Source organism: Collinsella sp. LCP19S3_D5 (assembly GCF_052121415.1).
In the GTDB taxonomy this organism is placed as follows: domain Bacteria; phylum Actinomycetota; class Coriobacteriia; order Coriobacteriales; family Coriobacteriaceae; genus Collinsella.
Map to the genome: position 1 here is coordinate 117,270 of NZ_JBQKEH010000003.1, position 22,145 is coordinate 139,414.

17 protein-coding genes are annotated in these 22,145 nt (G+C 59.1%); 11 read left to right on the top strand and 6 right to left on the bottom strand.

Annotated elements, in window-relative coordinates; all coding sequences use genetic code 11:
- Positions 1-72: 72 nt before the first annotated feature.
- Positions 73-1,830: a PTS lactose transporter subunit IIBC gene (locus ACTQXO_RS02345; RefSeq protein ID WP_441031294.1), complete on the bottom strand. Its 1,758-nt coding sequence runs from the start codon at positions 1,828-1,830 to the stop codon at positions 73-75.
- 284 nt (positions 1,831-2,114) lie between these two features.
- On the opposite strand from ACTQXO_RS02345, the gene ACTQXO_RS02350 reads away from it, so the two are divergent.
- On the top strand, positions 2,115-3,116 hold the full coding sequence (locus tag ACTQXO_RS02350) for a LacI family DNA-binding transcriptional regulator (RefSeq protein ID WP_441031412.1): 1,002 nt from the start codon (positions 2,115-2,117) through the stop codon (positions 3,114-3,116).
- 356 nt (positions 3,117-3,472) lie between these two features.
- Here the strand turns inward: ACTQXO_RS02350 and lacG are convergent, their stop codons facing one another.
- Both lacG and ACTQXO_RS02360 read right to left on the bottom strand, forming a co-directional pair.
- Positions 3,473-4,912, bottom strand: coding sequence for a 6-phospho-beta-galactosidase (gene lacG, locus ACTQXO_RS02355; protein WP_154514977.1), 1,440 nt, complete (start codon positions 4,910-4,912; stop codon positions 3,473-3,475).
- A 66-nt stretch (positions 4,913-4,978) separates the two neighbouring features.
- The gene (locus ACTQXO_RS02360) at positions 4,979-6,754 is read right to left on the bottom strand and encodes a PTS lactose transporter subunit IIBC (RefSeq protein WP_427718986.1); all 1,776 of its coding nucleotides are present in this window, start codon (positions 6,752-6,754) and stop codon (positions 4,979-4,981) included.
- 357 nt (positions 6,755-7,111) lie between these two features.
- Here ACTQXO_RS02360 and ACTQXO_RS02365 point away from each other — a divergent pair, with 357 nt between their 5' ends.
- The 7 genes from ACTQXO_RS02365 (at position 7,112) to ACTQXO_RS02395 (ending at position 13,675) form a co-directional block, all read left to right on the top strand.
- Positions 7,112-8,116 carry a LacI family DNA-binding transcriptional regulator gene (locus ACTQXO_RS02365; protein WP_427718989.1) on the top strand — a complete coding sequence of 335 codons (1,005 nt, stop codon included), beginning with the start codon at positions 7,112-7,114 and terminating at the stop codon, positions 8,114-8,116.
- 214 nt (positions 8,117-8,330) lie between these two features.
- Complete coding sequence (locus tag ACTQXO_RS02370) at positions 8,331-8,669, top strand: PTS lactose/cellobiose transporter subunit IIA (RefSeq protein ID WP_055252615.1); 339 nt, start codon at positions 8,331-8,333, stop codon at positions 8,667-8,669.
- A gap of 415 nt (positions 8,670-9,084) precedes the next feature.
- Complete coding sequence (locus ACTQXO_RS02375; RefSeq protein WP_441031291.1) at positions 9,085-10,095, top strand: hypothetical protein; 1,011 nt, start codon at positions 9,085-9,087, stop codon at positions 10,093-10,095.
- A 310-nt stretch (positions 10,096-10,405) separates the two neighbouring features.
- Positions 10,406-10,834 carry a galactose-6-phosphate isomerase subunit LacA gene (gene lacA / locus ACTQXO_RS02380; protein ID WP_006234830.1) on the top strand — a complete coding sequence of 143 codons (429 nt, stop codon included), beginning with the start codon at positions 10,406-10,408 and terminating at the stop codon, positions 10,832-10,834.
- Between the two features lie 63 nt (positions 10,835-10,897).
- Positions 10,898-11,422, top strand: a complete 525-nt coding sequence (lacB, locus tag ACTQXO_RS02385; protein ID WP_006234831.1) for a galactose-6-phosphate isomerase subunit LacB — start codon at positions 10,898-10,900, stop codon at positions 11,420-11,422.
- 379 nt (positions 11,423-11,801) lie between these two features.
- Complete coding sequence (locus tag ACTQXO_RS02390) at positions 11,802-12,683, top strand: aldose 1-epimerase family protein (protein ID WP_427748000.1); 882 nt, start codon at positions 11,802-11,804, stop codon at positions 12,681-12,683.
- Between the two features lie 56 nt (positions 12,684-12,739).
- Complete coding sequence (locus ACTQXO_RS02395) at positions 12,740-13,675, top strand: hexose kinase (protein WP_441031288.1); 936 nt, start codon at positions 12,740-12,742, stop codon at positions 13,673-13,675.
- A gap of 269 nt (positions 13,676-13,944) precedes the next feature.
- Here ACTQXO_RS02395 and ACTQXO_RS02400 read toward each other — a convergent pair whose 3' ends face one another.
- Complete coding sequence (locus tag ACTQXO_RS02400) at positions 13,945-15,573, bottom strand: UDP-glucose--hexose-1-phosphate uridylyltransferase (protein WP_441031286.1); 1,629 nt, start codon at positions 15,571-15,573, stop codon at positions 13,945-13,947.
- The gene (locus ACTQXO_RS02405) at positions 15,564-16,769 is read right to left on the bottom strand and encodes a galactokinase (RefSeq protein WP_441031284.1); all 1,206 of its coding nucleotides are present in this window, start codon (positions 16,767-16,769) and stop codon (positions 15,564-15,566) included. Before ACTQXO_RS02405 ends, ACTQXO_RS02400 begins: the two co-directional genes overlap by 10 nt.
- A 383-nt stretch (positions 16,770-17,152) precedes the next feature.
- Between ACTQXO_RS02405 and ACTQXO_RS02410 the strand changes: the two genes are divergently transcribed.
- Positions 17,153-18,139 (top strand): LacI family DNA-binding transcriptional regulator, encoded by a 987-nt coding sequence (locus ACTQXO_RS02410; protein ID WP_154515200.1) that lies wholly within the window; start codon positions 17,153-17,155, stop codon positions 18,137-18,139.
- Between the two features lie 129 nt (positions 18,140-18,268).
- Positions 18,269-19,429 carry an FprA family A-type flavoprotein gene (locus ACTQXO_RS02415; protein WP_441031280.1) on the top strand — a complete coding sequence of 387 codons (1,161 nt, stop codon included), beginning with the start codon at positions 18,269-18,271 and terminating at the stop codon, positions 19,427-19,429.
- Between the two features lie 65 nt (positions 19,430-19,494).
- Here the strand turns inward: ACTQXO_RS02415 and ACTQXO_RS02420 are convergent, their stop codons facing one another.
- Entirely contained in the window at positions 19,495-20,298 is an 804-nt protein-coding gene (locus tag ACTQXO_RS02420) for a DeoR/GlpR family DNA-binding transcription regulator (RefSeq protein WP_441031278.1), read from the bottom strand.
- Positions 20,299-20,632: 334 nt separating this feature from the next.
- Between ACTQXO_RS02420 and ACTQXO_RS02425 the strand changes: the two genes are divergently transcribed.
- Complete coding sequence (locus ACTQXO_RS02425) at positions 20,633-21,490, top strand: class II fructose-bisphosphate aldolase (protein ID WP_441031276.1); 858 nt, start codon at positions 20,633-20,635, stop codon at positions 21,488-21,490.
- Positions 21,491-22,145 lie beyond the last annotated feature (655 nt).

A 22,145-nucleotide genomic window follows, 5' to 3' on the forward strand; every position in this document is an offset into this window, starting at 1 on the left:
GCATCCTTTCTGTGGGGTACGAATAGGGAGAGGTGCCCGAACTGGGGATCCGGGCACCAACAGAGGGAGGAACTAGTCGAGGTTCTCGCGGAGCCACTTGATGGCGCCAGCGGGGTCGCGAGTAAGGTCGATATATTCCTTACCGCGCGGGGCGAGCAGCTTAATGCCCAGGCGATCGGTGTCGGCCTTCATGTCGTTGTAGTAGCTACGAACCTGCGGGGCAAGCACGATAACGTCGTACTGATCCATGATGGCAGTGTGCTGACCATAGGCGCCCGCGGAGGAAGCGATGTTCTCTCCGGTCTGCGCGGCACCTTCCTTGATGGCGTTGGCAAGCATGGCAGAGGTGCCAGCGCCGGCGCACAGGACGAGGACCTTCAGGCCATCGACATCCTTCTTGGCGGATGCGTCGGCGGCGGGCTCGGGCTGATCGGCGACAGGCTTGCTGTCGGCGGCAGCGGCGGTCGGCTCGACGGCGGGCTCAGAGGTGCTGGCGGCGATGGTGGCAGCACCATCGGACTCGAGACCCAGCTCGGCGGCGCGCTCGGCCTCCTGGTCGCAGAGCAGCTTGTCGTATGCCTTCAAGAACGGCAGGTAGATGATGGCGTCCAGCAAGATGATGATCGCGACAAATACCAGGGCGATAAGCTGGAAGTTCGTGGTGATGAAAATGCCGATGGGGGCAGGGGTAGCCCAAGGCACCACGAAGGAGAAGCCGTTCATGCCCACGTTATCGATAAAGAACTTGGCAACACTTACGTTGACGCAGCCGGCAGCAACAAAGGGGATGAGCATGTAGGGGTTGAGGATCATGGGCGCGCCAAAGAGCAGCGGCTCGTTGACAGCAAAGGCGACCGGTACGATCGAGGCCTTACCGACGGCTTTGAGCTGCTTGGACTTCATAAAGAGAATCAGCAGAAGCGGCACGATGAACGTGGCGCCGGTGCCTCCGAACTCACCCACGAGCGACATGTTAAAGGTGAGGGAGTGGGCGGGGTGACCACCGGCCAGCAGAACCTGCAGGTTCTCGGCCTGGTTGGCAAGACGGATGGGGTCGATGCCCGGCTGGACAATCGAAGGACCGTGGACACCGATGAACCAGAAGAACGCGGTGGCTGCCTGGATAAGGATAAGGCCAGGATAGGTTTCTGCGGCGGTAAAGAGCGGGGAGAGCAGTTTGATAAGCAGCTCGGAGAACGGAACGCCCATGAGGTTGCGCACGACGACATCGATGATGCCGCAGATGATGACGGCGCCGCCAAAGGGGATGATGTCGCGGAAGTTCTGAGCGATGGCGCCCGGGACTTCCTTGGGCAGCTTAATGGTCAAATCGCGCGAGACGCAGAATTTATAGACCCACACGGTAATGAACGCGGCGATATAGGCCGAGAACAGACCGCGCGTGCCCATGCTGGTGCAGTCGAAGACCGAAAGTTCGGAGCCGTCGAGCTTGGTGGTGAACTGCGTAACGGCGAGCAGCAGCATGCTGCACTGGGCGGCCACCATGGTGGAGCCGTCGTTGAGCACCTTGCCGGCGGGCATGCGTCGGTTCATGGAGGCCGTGAAGTTCTTGGCGGTGGTGCCGGCAACCATGATGCCCATGACGCCCATGGTGAAGTTGTACAGCTTGTTGCACCAGTCGATGAGCGGTTGGGGCAACGTGATGCCGACCACGCCGGGAAGCGTGGCGATTAGCAAAAAGATCGAAGAGGTGAGGACGATGGGCATGCACCCAAGGAATCCGTCCTTAATGGCCTGGAGGTAGATGTTCCTCGAGATCTTCTCAAAGAACGGCTGATGCTTTTCGAGCATCTTTACGATGGCGTCCATAAAGCTCCTTTGTTACTTGATGCGCGATGCATGTGGATGGAACTGGTCGTCGATGGATGGTCAGGACTGCCCGGAAACCTTCCCGCTTAAGGAAGGCATTGCGAAATGACAACGTTGTCATTTCGTTAATGACAACGTAAGACATTTTTGGAAGAGCAACAAGGATTTACGGGTGAACGGTCGATATTGTCCGATAAACGGCTGATTTGTCAGTCGGGCAGGTAGTGTATGCTAGAACGCAAAAAACAAGCGATAGAGAACCGAGTGGAGAAGCAGTGGCAACGATGGACAAGAAAAACGTCTCGATGAACGATGTGGCGATTGCCGCGGGTGTTTCTCTCAAGACGGTGTCGCGCGTGATCAACGAGCCCGATAGCGTGCGCGAGTCGACGCGCGATAAGGTCCATTCCGCAATGGAGGTGCTCGGGTTTCGAACCAACTTTGCCGCGCGTTCACTCAAGTTGGGCCGTTACGGGTGCATCGGCGTCGTGCTGTTCCACTTGTCGGGCGGCGCCGTGGACATGATTGACGGAATCGCCGATGCCGCCGAAGAGCGAGGCTTTGCGCTCACGATGATCAAAAAGCGGGCGGGGGAGAAGATGACCCTTGCCGAAGCGGCGCGCAGGATGTCGCAGCTTCCCGTCGACGGCATGATCTTCAACCTGCGTCAAATGGTCGATGACTTTGATACCTTTGAGGCGCCGAAAGACCTCAAGACGGTGATTATCACGCCGATGGAACATCCTACCTGCTCTACCGTTAGTGACGATCAAGAGGACGGTGCGCGCATGGCGTGCGAGTACTTCTTAAATCGCGGGCACAAGAACGTGTATTTCGTTTCTGGTAAAAAAGAGTCGCTGTCGAGCCAGTGCCGTATGAAAGGTTGGCGTGCAGCACTCGAGACGCGTGGCATTGAGCCGCCCGAGCCTCTGCAAGGTGATTGGAATGCGGATAGTGGCTATGCCGCGGGCCTTGTGCTTGCCGATAAACCCGATTGCACGGCGGTCCTCGCTGCTAACGACTGCATGGCAAACGGCGTGATGATGGCTCTACGTGACAAAGGGCTCAGTGTGCCCGACGACGTGTCCGTGATCGGCTTCGACGATGAGCTCTACAAGACGATTCCCAACTCGATTCTGACGTCGGTGAAGTTTCGTCACCGCGAGCTGGGCATCCGTGCACTTAACGAGGTCGTCGCAGGCCTTGAGGCTCCGAGCTCCAGAAGCCGCACGCTTGTGTCGGGCGTGCTGATCGAGCGTTCCAGCGTGAAAGACCTGCGGGCGTAGACGTGCTCAGCTCGTTCATCTCAATCTGTAACAGGTAGGACCGAAATACTCGGCTAGATGTTACAGATCGAGATTGAGAGGATTGTCCTGTGCGTTTGTCTCGATCTGTAACAACCAGACGTCCAAAACCGGTTTTAGTGTTACAGATTTAGACAAACGGCCCCGTCTTCCCGGTTTGTCTTGATTTGTAACAGCTAGGGACCAAAAACTCGGCTAGATGTTACAGATCGAGACAAACGGCCCCCCAGCCGAACAAAAACAAAAGGCCGGGGGCGGCGCGCCGTGTGACGTGCCACCCCCGGCTGAGAAATGGGGACAGGTTATGTGAGCGGGGCAATTCCGCTGGTCGCCAGCCGCTAGTCCAGACGACGGGTCTGCGCCACGTGCTTGTACCAGTAGGCGCTTGCCTTGGGCGTGCGCTTCTGGGTTTCAAAGTCAACGTAGAAGAAGCCATAGCGCTTGTTGTAACCATTGGTCCAGGAGAACTGATCCTGCAGACTCCACAGGAAGTAGCCGCCCACGTTGACGCCCACCTCCATGGCCTTGAGCAGCCAGCGCAAGTGCTGCTCGATGTAGTCGATGCGCGGCTGGTCGTCCACAAAACCGTCCTTGTAGGGATCCTTGTAGCCCATGCCGTTTTCTGTAATGAAGATCTGCTTGTAGTTGGGGTAGCGCTGCTTAATGTAGACGAGCAGATCGAACAGGCCCTCGGGATAGATGATCCAGTCCCAGTCGGTGGTGGGGATGCCAGGCTTGTTCACGTGCTCGCCAATACCCTTAACGCGCCAGCGGCCGGTGCCCTTCTCGCCCGTACCGTTGTGGTGCAGGTCGTTCTCGCCGTCGTAAGCCTTCAAGAAGCGGCACTGGTAGTTGTTGACGCCCAGGTAGTCGTTGTAGAGCGCGGCCTCGCGCATAATCTCGAGGTCCTCGTCCAGGATCTCGATGGTGCCGCCCGAGACGGCAGCCAGACGGTTGGCGCACTCGAGGGTGTCGGGCGCGTAGTCGCCGCGGAAGGTGGCGTCGAGCAAGAACTGGTTCTGCAACACGTGCTCGTTGTTGGCGGCTTTGATGTCGGCGGGGTCGTTCTCGTTGAGCGGATACTTAAACTCCAACGACTGAATGACGCCGATTTTGCCCTTAAAACCGCCGTTGTGGAAGGCCAGTACGGCCTTGGCGTGGGCGAGCATCATGTTGTGCTCGCACTGGAAAGCCTCGGCCAGATGCGCCTTGACGCCGCCGGGGAAGGTGCCCTCGATGTAGGTGTTGGAGGCATCGGCCCAGATCTCGTTAAAGGTGAACCAGTAGGTCACCTGGTCGGCGTACTCCTTAAAGCAGAAGGTGGCAAAGTCCACAAAGGCATCGATGGTCTCGCGGTTGAGGAAGTCGCCCTTCTCAAAGAGGGCAAGCGGCGTGTCGAAGTGATGCAGCGTGACAAACGGCTCAACGTGGTGCTTGTGGCACTCGGCGAAGAGATCGTGGTAGAACTGCACGCCCTCGGGGTTGATCTCGCCGGTGCCGTTGGGGAAGATACGGCTCCAGGCAATGGAGAGGCGAATGCCGTTGATGCCGAACTCCTCGCACAGCTCCAGATCGACGGGGTACTGGTTGTAGAAGTCCGAAGCGGGATCGGGGGAAAAGCGCCCCTGGGCCTCCAGGAAGTCGTCCCAGGCAACCTTGCCTTTACCGTGGGTGCGGGTCTCGCCCTCTACCTGGTAGGCAGCAGTGGCGCCGCCAAAGACAAAGTCCTCGGGAAACTGCGCAGGCGGGTTGGTGACGCTAGCAGGGTTAACGGACATGATGATCCAATCGTCTAAAGCGAAGGGCCAGCCGGTCTTGGATGGTCGGCTGGCCCTGTGCGTTACTTACTTCGAGAGTTGCTCGCTTACGAAGGCGAGAGACTTATCGCCGTTCTGGGAAAGCTCAATGTACTGCTTACCGCGGCAGGCGACGCACTTGTTGCCCACGCGCTCGCAGTCCTTCTGCAGGTCGGCCAGGTAGCTTGCGGCTTGCGGGGCCAGGACGACCAGATCGAAGTCGGGGAGCATGTCCACGTGGTTGCCATAGGCCTCGGCAGCGGTTTCAAGATTGATGCCGCGCTCCTTGGCGGCCTTGGCCAGCGCGTTGGCGAGCAGGCCCGAGGTACCGCCACCCTGGCAGAGCACGAGCACGCGTTTGCCGTTGAGGTCGCTGGTGGCCGTTGCCTCGGCAGCGGGTGCTGCGGAAGCGGCGGGAGCGCCGGCTTCCACGGCCTCGGCAGCAGCGCCGGCGGCAACGCTCTTGGCGTCGGCCTTGCCCTGGAAGGCATCGTTGAGCTTGGCGGCCTTCTCGGCGTTCTTGGCGGCGAGCTCCTCCTGGGAAATCTCGGCCTCCTCGGCGCACTTCTGGGCGTCATAGGCACGGAAGAACGGATAGTACAGAACGAAGTCGACGACCAGGATAAGGGCGAGCATCACAAAGGCGAGCGGCTGGAAGCCCAGGCCCATGATGGTGCCGATGGGGCCGGGGACGGTCCAAGGCAGGGTGTACATAAAGCCGTTCATGCCCAAGAAGTCGATAAAGATCTTGAGGATCCAGATGTTGGCGATCGGGGCAAAGACAAACGGGACAAAGAAGACGGGGTTGAGCACGATAGGCGCGGCGAACAGCAGCGGCTCGTTGACGGCAAAGCACACGGGGACGATGGCGGCCTTACCGACAGCGCGCATCTCCTGGGACTTGGCCAGGAAGCAGAACATAAAGACCAGGACGAGCGTGGCGCCGGTGCCGCCCATGCAGACGACGAAGTACTGGGCACCCTGGGTCAGGACAGCGGAAGCGTGCTGGCCGGCCTGGAACGCAGCCAGGTTGTCGGTCATGTTGGAAACGAGGGCGGCGGCGATGGCGGGCTCGACGATCGAGGGGCCGTGGACGCCCACGAACCAGAACAGGCTCATGGCGCCGTAAATCACAGCAAGGCCGATGTAGCCGTCGGCAGCGGTGAACAGGGGCTGGAACACCTGGATGACGCCCTGGGCAAAGCAGAAGCCAAAGGCAGCGCGGAAGACGATGTCAAAGACCCAAAAGACGGTGATGCAGACGGAGAAGGGGATGATGTCCTTAAAGGTCTGCGAGATGTTGGGCGGAACCTGCTCGGGCATCTTGACGGTGATGTTGCGCTTGATAAAGAACTTGTAGATGATGCCGGTCACAAACGCAGCGATGAAGGCGGTCAGTAGGCCCTTGGAACCAAGGTAGGTGGTGTTGAAGCCACTGGCGGCATCCGTGGCGATGGTGTCGCTCGAAAGGAGCAAGAAGCCGATGATGGCCGCGCACATGCACGAGATAAAGTTGATCTGGTTATTCTTGGGCAGATCGCGGTTCTGGGCGTCGGCGAAATGTTTGGCCGTGGTAGCGGCGCAGGCGATGGCCAGGATGCCCATGGAGTAGTTGTAGCACTTCCACAGGGCGTTGTTGATGTCATCGGGCCAGTAGAAACCCCAGATGTTGGGGACCGAGGCTACCAGGCAGAAGATGGACGAGAAGATGATGATGGGGATGACGGAGATAAAACCGTCGCGGATCGCCTTGAGGTACTTGTTGCGGGCGATCGCGTTGAAAAAGGGCTGGCCCTTTTCGATGGTGGCGATGAGTTGCTCCATGCAAAGCTCCTAAGAGTCGGTGGGTTAGCAACGATGGTAGCTTTTGACGTTTGGTTGCCAAAATGTTGACGTTGCCATTTTGTGACACAAAATAAGACACGAACCGATGGCCCCTGTGCCTGCGGACCGTCGATTTCTTGCGCGTAAACGTTTGAGCCGCCCGGTGGCTCTGTGTTTGCACAATGGCAACGTTAACATTTGGGCGATAAAAGCCGTTCGGGGAAGCAAAAATGTCGGTGAACGGTAGGTTTTGGGTGGTGAGCGTATGGTGGGGGAGGCGTTAGATATACTTGAAGACGTTTCATTTGACTGCGTAGGGTGCCACCAATGGCATCGTTGACATAGAAAGATCGACCTATGGCCGCTGTTAAAAAATCGGTTTCCGTTAAGGATGTGGCGCTCCTCGCGGGCGTCTCAGAACAGACGGTCTCGCGCACCGTCCACGATTCACCCAGCGTGCGCCCCGAGACCAAGGAGCGCGTGCGTGCCGCCATGCGCGAGCTGGGGTATCGCCCCAATTTTGCCGGTCGATCGCTGCGCCGCGGCAAGTTTAAGACCGTCGGCGTCGCCATGTTCAACATTACCGGTACCGGCAACCTCGACCGTATGGAGGGCTTTGCCGCCGCCGCCGATAAGCACGGCTACGCCATTACCCTCACTAAAGTAGATGGACATCCGTATACCCTCGAGAGCGCATCGTCGCGCATGAGCGCACTGCCGGTGGATGGCATGGTCGTAATCATGAATCGCATGCCGGCGGACTTTGGCACCTTTGAGCCGCTGCCTGGTATGCAGACGGTGCTCGTTACCATGCTGGAGCACCCGCTGTGCTCGACGGTCGATAACGATCAGTTCGATTGCTCGCGCCAGGTTGTCGAGTACTTGCTGGGGCAGGGGCACAAGACCGTGCACTTTATCTCGTGTCCCGAACGCTCGCTTTCGGGCATGCAGCGCGAGGAGGGCTGGCGCGAGACATTGCGCGCGCATGGTATTGAGCTGCCGCGACTCATCCGTGGCGACTGGACGGCGCGGAGTGGATATGCCGCAGGCCAGGCTCTGGCGGACGATCCGACCTGTACTGCCATCTATGCCTCCAATGACGCCATGGCCTACGGCTGCATTCGCGGACTCGAGTCGCGCGGAAGGCGTGTGCCCGAGGACGTGAGCGTGGTGGGGGTTGATGATAGTCTGGGCGACATCGTGCCCGATCGTCGCCTGACCACCGTGCGCTTTGACAACAAGCGTGTCGGCATGTGGGCAGTCGACAAGATCGCCGGCGCCGAGGGAGTTGCGTCTGGCGTGGAGCACATGCTGATCCCCGGCGTGCTCGTAGAGGGCGATACGGTGCACGATTTGCGTTAGGGCGCGGTCCTGTTTGGGTTTCCGTTAATCATGTTTGATATTGTTCGAAATGGTTTGGAAACCGTTCACGGGCAAAAATTGACCGTTCATAGCTTGAAATTACGTTTTGCGCTGTTCTTTTTTGTTTGAATGTTATTGTTTCTGTCATACACAACGCAGCGCGTATGCCCGGACGCGGTGCTCTCCGTTGGTTCATATGTGAAAGGAACGCAATATGGCAACCAAAGAAGAAATCTCGATGGTTGGATTCGAGATTGTCGCATACGCGGGTGACGCCCAGACTGATCTGCTTGCAGCGCTCGATGCTGCTCGCGAGGGTGATTTTGAGAAGGCCGAACAGCTGCACAAGGATGCCAGCGATGCGCTTATCGGCGCCCACGACACGCAGACCAAGCTGCTTTCGCAGGAGGCCGGCGGCGGCGAGATGGAGATGACCTTCATCATGGCTCACGCTCAGGACACTCTCATGACCACTATGATCCTGGAGAAGCAGGCCCGCTTTACCATCGATGCCTACAAGCGCATTGCCGAGCTCGAGGCCAAGCTCGCCTAACGAGCCCGCACAACCAAGTCCCCTTCCAAAAGCCCTGCCGCTATCCGCGGCAGGGCTTTTCTGTATCCCATCTATCTCGGTTGCGGCGAAAAAGGGGTCGATAGACCAAAATGACCCGCTTTTCCTGTCCCCGGAGGATCAGTTAGCAGTACTCGCCACGAAACTGGACCATCTACTACGTTTAACCCGGTGCCCCCGAACACACCTGCGTTTCATGAAAAACTGCAGGCGTTCTACCTGTGGTTTTGTTTTTACGCCACGGGGCATGGTCGGGGATGGGCAGTTAAACGTAGTAGATGGCCCATTTCGTGGCGGGCAGGTCATGCAGCAGTCTGTTGCGCCTCTTGCCGTTCGGTTTTTCGCTGGGTGGGTATACTTCCATCCGCAATACAGGCCGGAATGAGGAGGTATCCAAATGCCGGACAACGGATCGATTCAAAAGAGAGACGCGAGCGAGATGACTCATGGGCGTCCTGTCCAGATAACCGAGCAAACAACGGTGACCGAGCTGCAGCCCAGCCTATCCGATGTCGTGTGCGCAAACAAAAAACTGCAGATTGGCCTCATCGTTGCGCTCATGGTACTGGCGCTGCTGTCGGGGTTTGTGGCTCGTCCGCATTTTGCCGATACCAAGACTTGGGACTCTACCATCGAGGTCATCGATCAAAAGAAGGGCAATGTATTGGCGCTCACGACCTCGTGCGTCGCCCTATCTGCGGGCATTACCGCGCTGCCGGGTGATACGGGAACGCCGGTTGCCGAGCAGCTCGCACAGCTTTCGGGTAATCTTGGTATCGTGCTTGCCGTGCTATACCTAGAGAAATATTTACTCACGATTTTGTGGTCGGTTGGCCTGGGCATCCTGATCCCGTTTGCGCTGGTGCTCTTTGCAGCGTCGCTTGGCATTCACGGACGCTGGAGCACGAGCACGGTCATTCGTCGCGTGGCAACGCGTGTGCTGGTGGTCGCCATCATTAGCATGGTGTTGGTGCCCGCGAGCGTATGGGTGTCGCAGAAGGTCGATGAAACGTATCGAGTGAGCATCGAGGCGGCCGAGCAAAAGGCGACTGACGCTGCGAGTGCGGCAGATAGCGATAGCTCCAAAGCAACCAAGAAAAAGACTGAGTCCGCAGAGTCCAAGAACGTGCTTGAACAGCTTGCCGACGGTGCCTCGGGTCTCGTCACGACGGTGACCAGCGGCGCCAAGCAGATGACCGATGAGATTGTGCAGCAGGTGACCGATCTGATCGAAGGCGTCATTGTGATGATAGTGACCTCGTGCGTTATCCCATTGCTGGTGCTCGCGGCGTTTTTGTGGCTGGGGCACACACTGCTGGGGATTGATATTTCCGGGCCGACGAATTATTTGACGGGCCGCTTTCTGGGCACTCCGTCCAAGCATGCCAAGAAGGGCGGGCAGTCCTAGTAGCTAAAACAGCTGTATATACCGGGGAATACCGCCGAAGGGCGGCCGAGACACGTTCTCGGCCGCCCTTTTGTTTGTTGAACACATGGTCGCTACGCCCGCGCCCGGTCCAAACGGTCAGCAATCATCCGTGAACGGTATTTGTTCAAAAAAGAACAAAGATAAACAAAAAGTTGTTGCAGTTACTGTTCGAATGTGTTCAAATAAACATGAACAGTGAAGAATCGCACATTCAGATGCCCGGACCTGAACGAGATTCAACACTTCCAAACAGAAACAACGCACCTGCGTATCTCTCAAGGAGGATGTCATGAGGGTTGTAATCGCTTCCGATGCCGACGGCATGTCGATGAAGGAGTCCATCAAGGAGATGCTCATCGCCGATGGTCACGAGGTCGTCGACTATTCCGAGACCCCTGCCGCGGACTTTGTCGATTCCGCTACCGCCGTTGCCAAGGACCTGCTGGAGCACAAGGATTCCCAGGGCTTCGCATTCGATAAGTACGGTGTCGGCTCCTATATGGCCGCCGTCAAGATCAAGGGCATGGTCGTCGCTAACATTTCCGACGAGCGTTCCGCCTACATGACCCGCGAGCACAACGGCTCGCGCATGGTCACCATGGGCCCGGGCGTTGTGGGCACCGAGGTCGCCAAGAAGATCGCCCGCGAGTTCCTGCGTGCACAGTACGCCGGCGGCCGTCACCAGATCCGTGTCGACATGCTCAACAAGATGGCCTAACGAGAGCCACCGAGAACTCGAACTTCTACCTCAACTTGTGAATTCAGACGAAAGGACGTTCTGATGAAGAAGACCATCGCAATCGGTTGCGACCATATCGTTACGGACGAGAAGATCTATCTGGCCGACCGCCTGGAGCAGGCTGGCTACAAGGTGCTCGACTGCGGCACCTACAGCCACACCCGTACGCACTATCCCATCTACGGCAAGGCCGTGGGCGAGGCTGTTGCCAGCGGCAAGGCCGACTTTGGCGTGGCCCTGTGCGGCACCGGCATCGGCATCACCAACGCCGTCAACAAGGTTCCCGGCGCCCGCTGCGCCCTGGTTCGCGACATGACCTCTGCCCTGTATGCCCGTCGTGAGCTCAACGCCAACATCGTGGGCTTTGGTGGCAAGATCACCGGCGAGTTCCTGATGGCCGACATCATGCTTGCCTTCCTGGAGGAGCCTTACGAGAAGACCCCCGAGCACGATGCCCTGATCGCCAAGATCGATGCCTGCAATAAGGCCGACGCCGAGGCTCAGGCTGACCCACACTTCTTTGACGAGTTCCTGGAGAAGTGGGACCGCGGCGAATACCACGACTAGTGGGGTTACGCGGTTTTGCCAAACCGCGTAACGGGTCGATGCTGCGCGGCGTTCAGGCACCCCATCTCGTCGCTCAAACCGTCGCTCGCGTACATGAAGTACGCGTCGCTCCTCTTTCGCGGCGACCTGGGGCACCTGATCGCCGCTCGCTGACGTTGGGGGTACCTGTGGGGTTACCGCTGTTGTTGCGAAGCGTTCTGGTTCGGCGAGCTGCTCCGATAACACGTTTGCTTGGCTTGACTTGAGTGCTTCGCTCTTGGCGGTACCCGGCATTCTGCAGCTTTTCAATTGACGGCTCGCGTTTCTGTGAGGGGGCGCGGGCCGGTTTTCTATCAGCCCTATTGACTTGGTGTGCTGTCGTAAGAAAGGGAAGACTCCTATGGAGTTTGTTCTTGATAACGGTTCTATCCGCGTGGCACTGAGCACGGCGGGCGGGTCGTTCACTTCTATTGCGGCCAACGGCCGTGAGTACCTGTGGCAGGGTGATCCGGCAGTCTGGTCGGGCCAGGCCCCCATTTGCTTCCCGATCTGCGGTGGCCTTCGTGACGGCCACGCAATGACTATGGGCGGCCGCGAGGTAAAGCTCGCCCGCCACGGCTTTGCGCGCAAGCAGGAGTGGAAGCTCGAGGAACAGAGCGACAACATGGTTGCGCTGAGCTTAAGCTCTGCCGACCATGCCGAGTTGCTCGAGCAGTACCCGTATCCGTTTAAGATCGTTGCTCGTTACACGATCGATTCGGAAAAGGTTGCCGTGTCGTACGAGGTGACCAATGAGGGCACCGAGGACATGCCGTTCTTTGTGGGCGGTCACCCCGGCTTTAAGTGCCCGCTCGACGAGGGCGAGTCCTATGACGACTACGAGCTTCGTTTTGAGCAGCGTGAGGCCACCGACCTCTGCACTGCCGTTCCCTCGACGGGCCTGATTGATGTTGAGCATCGCAGCAAGAACCCGATGGTTGGCCATGACCTGCCGCTGACCCACGAACTCTTTGACTTTGCGGAGACCATCTTTGACGTGCTCGAGAGCCGCGTGGTTACGCTGACCAAGAAGACCGAGGACAAGGGCGTGCGCCTGACGTTCCCCGATATGCCGTACCTGATTGTGTGGAGCAAGCCCGAGGGCGACTTTGTGGCCGTGGAACCGTGGGGCGGCCTGTCCACCTGCTCCGACGAGGACGATATTCTGGAGCACAAGCGCGGCTGCCTGGTGGCCAAGCCGGGGGAGACCGTCACCCGCGGCTTTGAGATCGAGATCCTTTAACGAGCTATCGTATGTTTGGGGTCGCGCGTGTCGTGCCCCGGAAACAGGAGTTCAATATGATTCTGACTGTTACCATGAACCCGTCGATTGATACACGCTATCAGCTCGATAAGCTGGTCATCGACGATGTTAACCGTGTGACGCCCGAAAAGACCGCTGGCGGTAAGGGCCTCAACGTGAGCCGTGTGCTGCTGCAGTTGGGCGACGATGTGCTCGCGACTGGCCTGCTTGGCGGTCACATGGGTGCCTATATGGCCGAGCTTATGGATGCCGACGGCGTCAAGAACGACTTTGTACCCATTGCCGGCGAGACGCGTATTTGCCTGAATATTCTGCACGAGGGTAATCAGACCGAGCTTTTGGAGAGCGGCCCGCAGATCGCCCCGGCCGAGCTCGAGGCCTTTACGGCCAAGTTCGCCGAGCTTGCAGCGAAGGCGGACGTTGTGACGCTTTCGGGCTCGCTGCCGCGCGGCGTCGATGCCGGCTACTATGCCGAGCTCGTCAAGATCGCCGAAGAGGCGGGCGCCAAGGTGCTGCTCGACACCTCGGGTGCATCGCTGGGGGCCGCGCTGGAGTCCGACGCTAAGCCTGAGCTCGTAAAGCCCAACCTGACCGAGATTAACGGCCTGCTGGGTACGTCCTTTACGACCGATGATGTCGATGCCCTGCGCGAGGCGCTTGCCGCCGATGACCGTTTTGCCGGTATCCCCTGGGTCGTCGTTTCGATGGGCGCTGCCGGCTCGGTGGGCTTCCATGAGGGCCGCGCGTTCCGCGCCAAGACGCCCGCGATTGCGGCTGTGAACGCGACGGGTTCCGGTGACTCGACCATCGCCGGTTTTGCGCATGCCATTGCTGCTGGCGCCGACGACGTCACGGTGCTCAAGACCGCCAATACCTGCGGCAAGCTCAACGCCATGGATCCCAAGACCGGCCACCTGGTCATGGACCGCTGGGACGAGGTCTACAACAGCGTAGAGGTAACCGAACTTTAGAGTTACGGCGTACCGAACAAAACGAGAGTGGATAATCTCCCATTTTGGGCTCGCAAGCGGGCTTAGAGTGGGAGATTTTCCACTCTCATGAGAGGCAGCTAATTTGGGACGGGGCTATTTTGACTACTTCTAGATGCAAAGTAGTCAAAATAGCCCCGTCCCAAATTAGCTGCCCTTGCACCAAAAACGGCGCCCGCCGGCGATGTTGCCGGCGGGCGCCGTTGTCTTGAAGACGAAATGATCCGTTTTCCTCCGTCCCCAAGGGATCATTACAGCGAGTTGATAAAGCGCTGCTGGGCGGCGCGACCGGCTTCGTCCCACTTAAAGACGCCGGCGTTGTCGAGCACGTGGCCAAACACCATGCCGACTTCCTCGTGCAGGATGTCGATGGCGCTATCCGCCGTAAGCTCGTCGGCGCGGCGGGCAAAGACGTCCTCGGCCCATGCGGCGTGGCTGCGGCAAAGGTCGTCGCCCTCGAGCGCGCCGGCAAGGTCGTAACTGACATCGGCCTTGGCTGCCAGCAGGTGCTCGCGGACAGCGCCGAGCTCGGGAACCAAGCGCGGCGGCAAAATGGCCAGGCCCATGACCTCGATCAAGCCGATGTTCTCCTTCTTAATATGGTGGTACTCGGCATGCGGGTGAAATACGCCCAGCGGATGCTCGTCGGTTGTGATGTTGCAGCGAAGCGCCAGGTAGGCCTCGTAGATCTCGCCGCCGGCATTGCCGCGAGAGTCGACGCGGCGGATGACGGGCGTCACAGTGTTATGCGCCACGCCGTCGGCTGTGTGCGCGATGACGCCCACAGACTCATCGGTCCACTCGCGCCAGGCGAGGATAATCTTCTCGGCGGCGTCGAGCAGCTGGGCGCGGTCGTGCGAGCGCAGTCTCAGCACCGAAAGCGGCCACTGCAACACGGTACCGCTGACCTGATCAAAGCCGGGCACGTTAAACTGCGAGACCTCGGCGGCATGCATCATGGGGAACTCGTGCGCGCCGCCCTGGAAGTGGTCGTGCGACAGAATCGAGCCGCCCACGATGGGCAGGTCGGCGTTGGAGCCAATAAAGTAGTGCGGGAACAGGTCCACAAAATCGAGCAGGCAGGTCAGTCCCTTACGGTCGACGTGCATCGGGCGATGCTCGGCGCTCATAGCAATGCAGTGCTCGTTAAAGTACGCGTACGGGCTGTACTGGAAGCCCCAGCGCTCGCCGTTGAGCTGGATGGGGATAACGCGCAGGTTCTGGCGAGCGGGATGGGCGCCGCCGTCGGCTGCGGCGGAGCGTCCAGGGTAGCCCTCGTTCTCGATGCACAGTTGACAGGCGGGATACTTCTCGCCCGTGTTCTTTGCGGCGCCGGCCGCGGCAATGTCGCGCGGGTCCTTCTCGGGCTTCGACAGGTTAATGGTGATTTCCAGGTCGCCCCAGTTGGTGGGGGTACTCCATTTGATATTGCGCGCGATGGCGGCGCGGCGCACGTAACCGGCGTCACAGCACAGACCATAGAACCAGTCGGTCGCGGCGCGGGGCTCGTTGACGCCCATGCGTCCGTTGAACTCCTCGTTTACAACCGAAGGCCTCGGCATGAGCGCGCCCATGATGCGCATGGCGATGCGGTCGCGGCCCGACGCCGTGTCCTCGGCAGCGCCGTTGGCAACGGCGTCCTCGGAAAGCGCGGCAAGCGTGCCCTCCAGGTCAAAATTGGGGAGCGTATCGGGGTGCAAGAGCGAGAGCTTCTCGTTCTGCATCGCCCAAGCCATGTCGAGCGCAGGACCCGTGGCGCCGATGCACTCGAGAATGGTGTTGTAGGCCCAGATGCGGTCATCCTGTCCGATCATGGATCGATGGATGGCATACTCAATCAGGCCCTGCGCGGCCTCGCGCACATCAGTCATTACAGCCATGCCGCGTAAGCCCCCTTGTCAGAAATTGCGTAGTGGCGGGCAGAGCCCTCGCCCAGCCAGCCGTTCATCTTGGTGATGAAGGTGTCGACCAGGTCGAGCGGCACGAAGGCCTGGATAGTGCCACCAAAGCCGCCACCGTGGATGCGGACGGCGCCGCGGCCGTCGAGCACATGCTCGGCCAGCGCCAAGGCATACATGGAAGGTTGCTCGGAGCCCAGTTTGGCGACGACATTCTGCAGGTACATGGCAGAGCTGGCACCGGACTCGCGCGTCAGGACCAGGAACTGGTCGATGTTGCCGGCGCTAAGGGCTGCCCAGCGCTTATCGACCAGGCCGTTCTCGTACCAGTAGTGAACGGCGCGCAGGCAGGCGCGGTCGCCCAGCTTGGCGCGTAGCTCGGGGAGCTTGGCGTCAAAATCCGCCACGTTTACCTCGCACAGGCGTGTCTTGCCAAACTCGGCGGCGACGTCCTGCATCTCGCGCGGAACGGCGGCGTAGTCGTCGGTGGCGGCCACATGGTCGGCGCCAACCTTAACGAGCACGAGCGCATAGCCGTGATCCTCAAAGTTGAGTTCGAGCTTCTGGGTTTTAGGCTGAGCCTGGTCCTCAAAGTCCATGTAGGCGAGGCCGCCCAGGCACACGGCGGCCTGGTCCATAAGACCGCAGGGCTTGCCGTAATAGTTGTTCTCGGTGCGCTGGCTCATCTGGGCGAGCGCGACGGGCTCGATGGCGGGTGCGCCCCAGAGCGCCTCCATGGCACGACCGTACGCCGCCTCGACAGCAGCAGAGCTCGAAAGGCCGCCGCCCGAGGGGACGGAGCAGGTGAAGGCGAAGTCGAAGCCCTGGGGCTCAACGCCCAGAGCAGCGATTTCGTGGGCCATGCCGCGGACGAGGCTTGCGGACGTGCCCTTCTCGGACTCCTGAACATCTAGCGTGTCGAGCGTGATCGCAAACGTAGGATAGCCCTCGTCGGCGACGCGGATCTTGTTGGAGTCGGTTGCCACGGCGATACCGTCAACGGCGACATCGAGCGAGCCGGCGATAACATGGCCGCCCTCGTGGTCGGTGTGATTGCCGCTGATCTCGGAACGGCCGGGCGCGTGCACGTAGAGCACCTGGCGGTCGCCGATGGGTCCAAACTCCTCCTCAAACAGCTTGGTGAGCATGGTGAGTGTCTTTTCGTCGGGGGTGGTCATGGGAGTCCTTTCCTTGGCGCGCACGGGTGAGTTTTGCGTCGTTATGAGTACGTTAACAACTTGAAGCGGCATGAACCAAGTGTTCACGATGCCGCGCGTTACGGGCTATGTTAACGTACTCATAACAGATCGCTTGTCACTTTTTGAGAATCTGGTAGTCGGTAGAAATACAGCCGTGAACGGTAATGCCGTATGGACTTATAAAGCAGAAGAGATGCAGATAGAAAAAGTAGAGTACGTTAACATGCGTCCGACGATAGCGGGCTTCGGCGCGGGGTGTGTTTCTGCCCGGGTCGGCATGCACGCTATTCAGATTTCGCAAGGGTGAAGGTGATTCTGTGGCAAGGCACTCGTCCAACGATACAGGTACGCGTCCGGTCTCCATGGCCGACGTCGCCCGCGCTGCCGGTGTTTCGCAGCAGACGGTTTCGCGCGTCGCCAACGGCTTGCCCAACGTTAACGAGCAGACGCGCCAGCGCGTGCAGGCCGCTATGCAAGAGCTCGGTTTTCGTCCGAGTTATGCCGGTCGCTCGCTGCGCGACGGCCGTTACCATTCGGTCGGTCTGTGCGTCAACGATATCACCAAGTTTGGCAACCTCTCAATGATCGACGGCATCGCCAGCGCTGCTCGCGAGCATAATTGCGCCATCACACTGGTCGAGATGTCCAAGACCGAGGAGTTTTCGCTTGCCGAGGCCACGCGTCGTATGGCTGCGCTGCCGGTGGACGGCATCATCATCGGCATGAGCCGCATGGCGCCCGATTTTGAGACGTTTGATCCGCTGCCGGGCATTGGCACGGTTATTGTTACCATGTACGCGCACCCGCGGGTGACCACGGTCGACTCCGACCATTACGGCTGCTCGCTCTTGCTTATGGATCATCTGTTTGAGCTGGGGCACGAGCAAATTCGCTATATTGGCGGCCCGTCGTTCTCGGTCGACGAGCAATTTCGTCGCGCCGGCTGGCAGGATGCGCTCGAGCATAAGCACATTAAGCCGCAGGCGCCGCTCGAGGGCGACTGGTCTGCCAACAGCGGCTACGAGGCCGGCAGGTACCTGGCCGAGCACGATCGCACCATGACGGCGATTTATGCGGCAAACGATCAGATGGCAAATGGCGCGATTGCCGCGCTGCGTGATAGCGGCCTGCGCGTGCCCGAGGACGTAAGCGTGGTGGGCGTCGACGATTCGCTCGACGACTTTGTCGCGCATAACGAGCTCACGACCGTTCGATTCGATTTACATCAGCGTGGACGCGAGGTGTTTGAGCACGCGGTTCCCGAGGCGGGTACGGCGGGCAAAACCGTTGCTATCCGTATTCCCGGCCAGCTCATTATTCGACATAGCACGGCGATGCCACGCTCATAGTTTACGCAGGTAAACGACGATTTATCGTATTTCAATAACAATCGGTAAGGATGCCGGCAGACAACAGTTGGAATGCTGCCAAGTGCTATGATAGACAAGTTATTTTGTCTATCTAGGAGGCTTTGTCTGATGGAGATCACCAAGGATATCCGCTACATTGGCGTCGACGACCACGACATTGACCTGTTCGAGGGCCAGTACGATGTGTCCGAAAACGGTATGGCATACAACAGCTACGTTATCTTGGGCAATAAAATCGCTGTCGCCGATTCGGTCGACGGTGGTTTTGTCGACGAGTGGCTCGGCAACCTCGAGGCCGCGCTCGATGGCCGTACGCCCGACTACCTGGTCATCCATCATATGGAGCCTGATCACTCCGCCGGTATCGCCGCCTTTATGGAGCGCTATCCCCAGGCGCAGATTGTGGCCAGCATGGGTGCTTTCCGCATGATGGTCAACTACTTTGGCACCGACTTCCCCGAGCGCAAAATGGTTGTCAAAGAGGGCGATGTGCTCGACCTGGGCGGCCACAGCTTGACCTTTATCGGCGCCCCCAACGTTCACTGGCCCGAGGTGCTCTTCTCCTATGAGGCCACCGACAAGGTGCTCTTTAGTGCCGACGGCTTTGGCAAGTTTGGCGCCAACGACATCGAGGATCCCGAGGGCTGGGCTTGCGAGGCTCGCCGCTACTACTTTGGCATCGTGGGAAAGTTTGGCAAGTTTGTGCAGGCTGTGCTCAAAAAGGCTGCCGATCTGGATATTCAGATCATCTGCCCGCTCCACGGTCCTGTCCTTACCGAGAATCTGGGCTATTACCTCGACACCTATAACACCTGGTCGAGCTACCAGCCCGAGGACGAGGGCATCACGATTGCCTATGCGAGTGTGTATGGACATCTGAAGGCTGCCGTCGAGGAGCTCGCTGCAGCGCTCGAGGCTCGCGGCCAGAAGGTTTCCGTCTTTGACCTGGCTCGCGACGACATGGCCGAGGCCGTTGAGGATGCGTTCCGCTATGACCGTCTGGTGCTCGCCTCCATCACCTATCAGGGCGAGATCTTCCCGTTCATGAGCACCTTTATCCACACGCTCGCCGAGCATGCCTACCAGAACCGCACCGTGGCGCTCGTCGAGGCCGGTTCCTGGACGCCCGCCGCTGCCAAGGTTATGACCAAGGAGCTCGAGGGCATGAAGGACATCACCCTGGCGCAGAACAAGGTGACCGTGCTGGGCTCGCTCAACGACACATCACGCGCCCAGATCGAGGCCCTCGCCGACGAGCTTTCCAAGTAGCGATATTTCGCTTTTAACGGGCAAAACCACCACAAAGGGGACAGGCCCTTTGTGGTGGTTTTTGTTTAAGCGCCGGCGATGATGAGGGCTGGACGTGCGCTGTCGGCGGCCTCGGCGATTGAGGTGGCGACGGCGGCGTCGGGGTCGCTGTCCATCACGATGATGTCGACGTCGGCAAGCTCGGCAAAACGGTACATGCCGCGTCCGTTGACCTTACTGGCGTCCATGAGGGCGACGCTTTGACGGGCGGCACCGACCATAGCCGCTTTGGTCTCGGCCATCTGAGGAAAGTCGGTCGTAAAGCCGCAGCCGGGAACAAAAGCGCCAGGACACATGACGGCAAGGTCGGCGTGGACCTTTTGGAGCGCCTGCATGGTAAGTGGGCCGTACAGATAGCGATGACCTTTGCGCAGTGCCCCGCCCAGCATGACGACATCGACCGAGGGCATGCTCTCGTCAATATAATCGGCGATGGTAATGTCGGCCGTGATAACGGTGATGCCGTCGCGCTGATCGAGGAGCCGGACGAATTCGAGCGCCGTGGTGCCCGAGTCGACGAGCAGCCTGTCGCCGTCATTAACGAGCTCGATGGCGCTTTGCGCGATGGCCTGCTTGGCGGCGACGTTGACATTGATGCGGCGATCTTGCGTGGAGACGGTCAGGCGTTTGTGGAGCGATACGGCACCACCATGTGTGCGACGCAGCTTGCCTGCTTCGGCGAGCGCGTCTAGGTCGGCGCGGGCGGTGACGGAGGACACACCAAAGGTCTGGGCGATTTCTGCTACCTGCACCGAGGCGTTATGCTCGAGTATTTCCATAATGGCGGTACGGCGCTCGTCAGCAAAAGCACGGTTGGTAGCTTGGGCCATGTTTGCTCCATTCTCGGCTATATTTGCAGGAATTGTGTTGACTCTATTTTCGTTCATTTTCTTTTTGAGTAAGAAAACACCTTTCGATTACTTATCTTTTCTATAAAAGAAAGACGCTAAACGCTCAAAATTCAATATCGAACACGCCCACTCGGTTCCAATTCCTTCCGTTTACTTTTCAAAAACGACTGTATTGGCCTGCATGGACTCAATATCTCGCACGTGCAAAGCCGCTGAATTTCATACAATGAACGCAGTAAAACGCAAGGTAAAACGCCTTGTGAACAACTACGCCCGATATCCAGATGCGGGCGAGGGAGAGGAGCAAACGCTCATGGCACTTGTTACCACCGAAAAGATGCTCAAGGACGCTCAGGCCGGCCACTACGCCGTCGGCGCGTTCAACGTCGAGAACCTCGAGTTTGTTATGGCCGTTCTGGCCGCTGCCGAGGAGACCAAGTCCCCCGTCATCATGCAGACCACCCCGGGTACCATCAAGACCGCTGGTCTGGACTACTTCTACGGCATGGTGAAGGCCGCTGCCGAGCGCGCTTCCGTGCCCGTCGCTCTGCACCTCGATCACGGCGATGGCTATGACCGCTGCATGCAGGCTTTCCGCACGGGCTACACCTCCGTCATGATCGACGGCTCGCACGAGTCCTTTGAGGACAACATTGCCCTGACCAAGTCCGTCGCCGACGCTGGCCGCGCCATGGGCGTGCCCGTCGAGGCCGAGCTCGGCAAGGTTGGCGGCAAGGAGGACGACGGTCCCGCGGTTGAGGGCGAGAGCCCCTACACCGATCCTGCCGAGGCCAAGGAGTTCGTCGAGCGCACCGGCTGCACCTCGCTGGCCATTGGCGTTGGCACCAGCCACGGCGTGTACACGAGCGATCCGCACATCGAGCAGTCCGTGGTCAAGGCCATCCGCGACGCCGTCGACGTGCCGCTGGTTCTGCACGGCACTTCCGGTGTGCCCGATGGGCAGGTTGCCGAGGCTGTGAAGAACGGCATCTGCAAGGTTAACTACGCTACCGAGCTGCGTCAGGCCTACACCAAGGGCTTCATGGCCTACATGGCCGAGAACCCTGCCTGCTTCGATCCCAAGAAGCCGGCCAAGGAGGGCATGCGTGAGATCACCGAGCTGGTTAAGATCCGCATGACCAACCTCAACTCTGTGGGCAAAGCAGAGTAACAGCAAGGGTACTCTGATCCCACCGGGCCGTCCGGAAACGGAAAAGGGCCTATCTCTCAGAACGTCCTCGGACATGTCGGAAGCCCCGCTGCGCGCTACGCGCTGCGGGGCTTCCTCCGTCCTGCGGAATGTTCTGAGAGATAGGCCCTTTTCCGTTTCCGGACGGCCCTGCTCGATCGCCCTTGTGGCGTTGGGGCGGAAATTGGTGGGGCGTTAGGGCTTCTTTGTTGGTGGGGGTTAGTATGCCCGGGCTTGGTTTGGGAATGACTTGTTTAGGGATGCTTGGAGCTTATCGAACGATGCTCGCAAGTTGAGATTCTGATCGGTTGAGCGTTTGGCTTTTGTGGTGGGGGAGTCGAGGAGGCCGTTTCTCTGTGTCGGGGGGAAGGAGAAAAGGTCTGCATATTTTAGGGATGGCTGCTGTGCTGCGTCATTGGAAAAATGCATGCTTATGCGGCCTCCTCGATGTCCATCAAAAGGTTGCGCACGGGGTGTGCTGCTAGGTCCCGTTCGTTGGCAGTATTATGCCGCGGCTGCTGCAAAGAAGCACTAAAGAAAGGCTTAATCAGGTTTGATATAACAATGAAACTGCAGGTCAAAGGTATCGAATAACACTCTTGAAAGGTTTTGAGCTTAAGGGCTTTCTAAGGTTTGT